This is a genomic window from Pedobacter sp. 01N416, assembly GCF_056399685.1.
Genome location: NZ_JBFTRT010000628.1, coordinates 1 through 4,628, shown reverse-complemented (window position 1 = coordinate 4,628; position 4,628 = coordinate 1). Strand labels below are relative to the sequence as shown.

Annotated in this window: 3 protein-coding genes and 1 pseudogene; all 4 read left to right on the top strand. The window is 36.6% G+C overall.

The window, feature by feature from the left end; genetic code table 11:
• The first annotated feature begins 144 nt into the window (after positions 1-144).
• Positions 145-1,353, top strand: a complete 1,209-nt coding sequence (locus AC1DND_RS24895) for a glycosyltransferase family 87 protein (protein ID WP_477585238.1) — start codon at positions 145-147, stop codon at positions 1,351-1,353.
• A 107-nt stretch (positions 1,354-1,460) separates the two neighbouring features.
• Positions 1,461-1,634 carry a DUF3606 domain-containing protein gene (locus AC1DND_RS24890; RefSeq protein ID WP_215127755.1) on the top strand — a complete coding sequence of 58 codons (174 nt, stop codon included), beginning with the start codon at positions 1,461-1,463 and terminating at the stop codon, positions 1,632-1,634.
• A 10-nt stretch (positions 1,635-1,644) separates the two neighbouring features.
• Positions 1,645-4,069 (top strand): annotated as a pseudogene (gene ligD, locus AC1DND_RS24885) (DNA ligase D).
• Between the two features lie 48 nt (positions 4,070-4,117).
• Positions 4,118-4,414, top strand: coding sequence for a Dabb family protein (locus AC1DND_RS24880; RefSeq protein ID WP_477585237.1), 297 nt, complete (start codon positions 4,118-4,120; stop codon positions 4,412-4,414).
• Positions 4,415-4,628: the final 214 nt, after the last annotated feature.

Genomic DNA, 4,628 nt, shown 5'->3' with positions numbered 1-4,628 from the left:
TTACAAAACTGGTCTTAAAAATCGATTTAGGTCTATTCTTTTATGAATGTTATTTTAGCTCAAAAAAGAGTAACATTTTCCTTACAAAACATTAGGAATTCTCAGTTAGCATTTTTATTATTGTATTGTAATGTAATTTTTACAATGCCAGATCATTTTCTAACCAACGCTAAAAGTTTATCCCATTGCCCAAAATATTATCAGAACAATCGTTTTGTATTATTTCTTTGGGTATTGATTACACTTATTTTTGTGATCGATTCTTGGGCAACACACCGGTATAATAACTACCTTATTTTTGAGAATACCTTCAGGAATCTTCTTCAGCAAAAATCTCTTTATGCATGGTACCCGGCTTATCACGAAGATGCCAATCATTATGGTCCTATTTTTAGTCTATTAATTGCTCCATTTGCATTAATGCATAATTGGATCGGTTTACTTTTTTGGAACCTGTTTAATTGTTTCCTGCTCTTTAAAGCGGTTCAAACCTTACCTCTAACGGAAGATGAAAAGGTGATTATCGGTTATATTGCCATTCCCTGTTTAATCGAATCGATGCTTAACCAGCAGTTTAATGCCGGTGCCGCGGCCTTAATGATATTGAGTTATACGCAAATAAATAAAGGTAGAGGGATATGGTCTGCGCTTTGTATTGTGCTGGGTACATTTATTAAGCTTTATGGCATTGTGGGGCTAGTATTCTTCTTTTTTGCGAGGAAAAAGCCAGTTTTTGTGTTATGGTTAATCATGTGGTCTATCATCATATTCTTATTGCCAATGTTGTTCGCCTCTCCTCATTTTGTTGCGCAAAGTTATATCGATTGGAAAAACTCACTGATCGGGAAAAATATGATTAATGTTTCAGGTGGAGAAGATATTTCGATTATGGGTTTCTTTAGGCAACTATTTGATATTCCTAAAGTATCAAATTTTGTTTTTCTTACACTTGGCAACCTATTGTTTATGTTGCCTTTTCTGTACATTACTTATTTTTCGAAAAGTAAATTCCAGCTGATGATTCTGTCTTCCGTATTGTTGTTTCCTGTGCTGTTTAGTACTGGAGCAGAAGATTGTACATTTATCATTTCGATAACTGGTGTTGGCATTTGGTATGTAAACGAAAATAATAAAGTGCTAAAAAATGTATTGTTGCCAATTTTACTTTTCATCACCTGCAATTTCCCTTTGCTGCTTTTTCCAACTTTTGCAAAAGCGCATCATTTATTATTATCCATCATTAGTTTTCCTTATTTTTTGGTATGGTTGAGGGTTATCAATATCGCTATAAACGATAAACTCGTCTATGAAGAAGAAACAGAACCAGAGAGGGTTACAGCACTAGTAGATTAACTTTTAAATTTTATTTTTTTAAGGTTTTAATATCCGTTTGAAAAAATGGCTGTTAAAACCTTTTTTATTATTCGGCTGTTTTATAACTGTCTAATCAAAAAATAGTTATGGATGATAAACAAAAAAACGGTAGTGCTGATCGGGCTAGGATCAACATTAACGAAGGTTATGAACTAGATTATTGGTCTAACAAATTCGGAGTAAGCAAAGATAAGCTGAAAGCCGTAGTACAAACAGTTGGTACCTCTGCCCGCGCAGTTGAAGATTATTTAAAAAAGTAAAATATTGATTATGAGTCTGAAAAAGTATGTTGCCAAGCGCGATTTCTCAAAAACCACCGAACCAAAGTCGGGTAAAAGCAGCGATAGGAACAAATTACATTTTGTAATCCAAAAACATGATGCTTCGCGTTTGCACTACGATTTCAGGCTCGAAATGGAAGGCGTTCTAAAAAGCTGGGCGGTACCGAAAGGGCCTTCAACCGATCCTAAAACCAAACGTTTGGCTATGATGGTAGAAGATCATCCATACGATTACAAAGATTTTAGATAAATCTGTGCTTTCCGGAAAAACAATCGAAAAGATGGAAAAAACATCCGATAAGGTCTGGAAAGAAGGAAAGGAGCAGGATTTAAAGACTGAAAAAAAAAGCCCAAAGCAAAAAGCAAAGAGAGAAACTATGCCAGTGGGCAATGACCTAGCGATAGATGTAAAAAGCATATTAAAGAAAGCTCCCAAAACAGCCATCCCAAAAGGAGTGAAACCTATGCTAGCTACCCTGGTTGACGAACCTTTCGACGATCCTAACTGGCAATATGAGGTGAAATGGGATGGTTACCGTGCCCTAGCTTTTATTAATAAAGGAAAGGTTGATTTGTTTTCCCGAAATAATAAATCCTTTAACGAAAAATTTTACCCCATTTATGATCTGCTTTTAACCTGGAAATTGAATGCGGTATTTGATGGTGAGATTTTGGTGCTCAATAATAAAGGTGTATCAAATTTCGGCTCCCTGCAGAATTGGAGAAGTGAAGCAGATGGAGAACTTGTTTTTTATGTGTTCGATATCCTCTGGTATGAGGGTAAGAACCTGATGGATCTGCCGCTTTACCAGCGACAAGCCATATTGAACGATATACTGCCAACAGATGACGACCGTGTGCGCCTTGGTAAGGTTTTTAAAGCCAGTGGTGTCGATTTTTTCGATGCGGCAAGGAGAATGGGCTTAGAAGGCATTATCGCTAAAAAAACAGATAGTACTTATGCAGCAGATCGAAGATCAAAAGAGTGGCTGAAAATTAAGGTGCAGAAACGACAAGAAGTGATTATTGCGGGTTTTACCAAAAATGCAGATACTTCTAAATCTTTTAGTTCTTTACTGTTGGGCGTTTATGAAAAAGGAAAATTGCAATATGTAGGTAAGGTTGGAACAGGGTTTTCGGATAAATTGCAGAAAACAATGATGGAGCAGTTTAAACCAATTATTATCGATAAAAGCCCTTTCGAAAGTATACCTGATGTAAATGAGCCCTCACGCTTCAGGCCAAACCGGCCAAAAGCAAAAGCAACCTGGTTAAAACCAGAGCTGGTATGTGAGGTCGCTTTTACAGAAGTAACTGATGATGGTGTTTTTCGCCATCCGTCTTTTCAGGGCATGCGTGAAGATAAAAAAGCCAAAGAGGTGGTAAGAGAAATAGAAGTGCCAACAGAGAAAATTGTTGACGACACCAATGAAGAAAACCCACATGCACAGGCAATAAAGGCGCCAAAAAGTAAAATACCTAAAACTTTGTTGAACCCGAAAGATGAAACACAGGTAAGGAAAATTAAAGGCCACGAGCTTAAATTTACCAATCTGAGTAAAATTTATTGGCCCGAAGATAAAGTAACCAAAAGAGATATGTTTAACTACTATTATCAGGTTGCTGATTACATTTTGCCTTACCTGAAAGATCGCCCACAGTCGCTTAACCGCTTTCCGGGCGGAATTCATGGCAGTAGTTTTTACCAGAAAGATGTTAAAGGGAAAGCACCAGATTGGGCTGAAACTTTTCCTTATGAAAATGGTGAAGGCGAAAAAAAAGAATACCTTGTTGGAACAGATGAAGCTTCATTACTCTGGATGGCGAGTTTAGGCTGTATAGAAATGAATCCGTGGTTTAGCCGGGTGCAAAGTCCCGATAATCCTGATTACTGTGTAATTGATTTAGATCCTGATAAACATACCTTTGATCAGGTGGTTGAGGCAGCGCTGGAAACAAAAAAAGTATTAGATGCCATAAATGTACCCAGTTATTGTAAAACATCAGGTTCAACCGGAATGCATATTTACATTCCTTTAAATGCCAAATATAGTTATGAGCAAAGCCAGATGTTTGCCAAAATAGTGGTTAACCTGGTGCATAATCAAATACCAGAATATACTTCGCTTGAGCGCATGGTAGCGGCCCGAAAGGGAAAAATGTACCTCGATTTTTTACAGAATAGACCAGGGGCAACCATAGCCGGGCCTTATTCTTTACGACCAAAAATTGGAGCAACGGTATCAATGCCATTGCATTGGGATGAAGTTAAACCGGGTTTAAAAATGAAAGATTTTAATATTTTTAATACCATCGATCGTTTGAAAGTTGAAGGAGATCTGTTTAAAGGTGTACTGGGAAAAGGAATCGATTTAGTTAAGGCTATTGACAAAGCTAAAAGTGTTTTTGGATAAAGCTCACGATCTTTTCCTGCTTTCATTATATTTGGAAAAAATTAAAAAATGATCGCACACCACGTTTTATTCTGGCTAAAAGCCGATACCACCGATGAGCAGAAAGTTGCTTTCCGCAATGGCTTACAAACATTAGAAAATATTGAAGTTGTTAAAACTTTTCACATTGGTTTACCAGCACCAATTGAGCGTGCTGTGGTAGATACCACTTATACATTTAGCCTCCTGCTGTTATTTGAAGATTTAGCTGCGCATGATGTTTATCAGGTTCACCCATTACATAAAGCTTTTCTGGATGAATTCAGGGTTTACTTCGAAAAGGTTGTAATTTACGACGCAGAATAAAAGAAATACCTCCGACAAAAATCGGAGGTATTTTTTTGTCGCTATTTTTAATAAATTGAATTTATTATTTGGAATTATTCTAAATAATAAGATATTTGTTAAATCTATCGATAATTTGAACTGTTAAAGCCATGTGTAAAACCATCGTACTTGCTCAAAACGAAAACATCACCATTGCTCAATGCAATAATTGCAAAGTTTTAAATATATGGCG

What these genes read in the sequence shown, in the direction of transcription:
- AC1DND_RS24895 (WP_477585238.1), top strand. Translation starts at nt 145, where the DNA reads ATGCCAGATCATTTTCTAACCAACGCTAAAAGTTTATCCCATTGCCCA.
- AC1DND_RS24890 (WP_215127755.1), top strand. Translation starts at nt 1,461, where the DNA reads ATGGATGATAAACAAAAAAACGGTAGTGCTGATCGGGCTAGGATCAAC.
- AC1DND_RS24880 (WP_477585237.1), top strand. Translation starts at nt 4,118, where the DNA reads ATGATCGCACACCACGTTTTATTCTGGCTAAAAGCCGATACCACCGAT.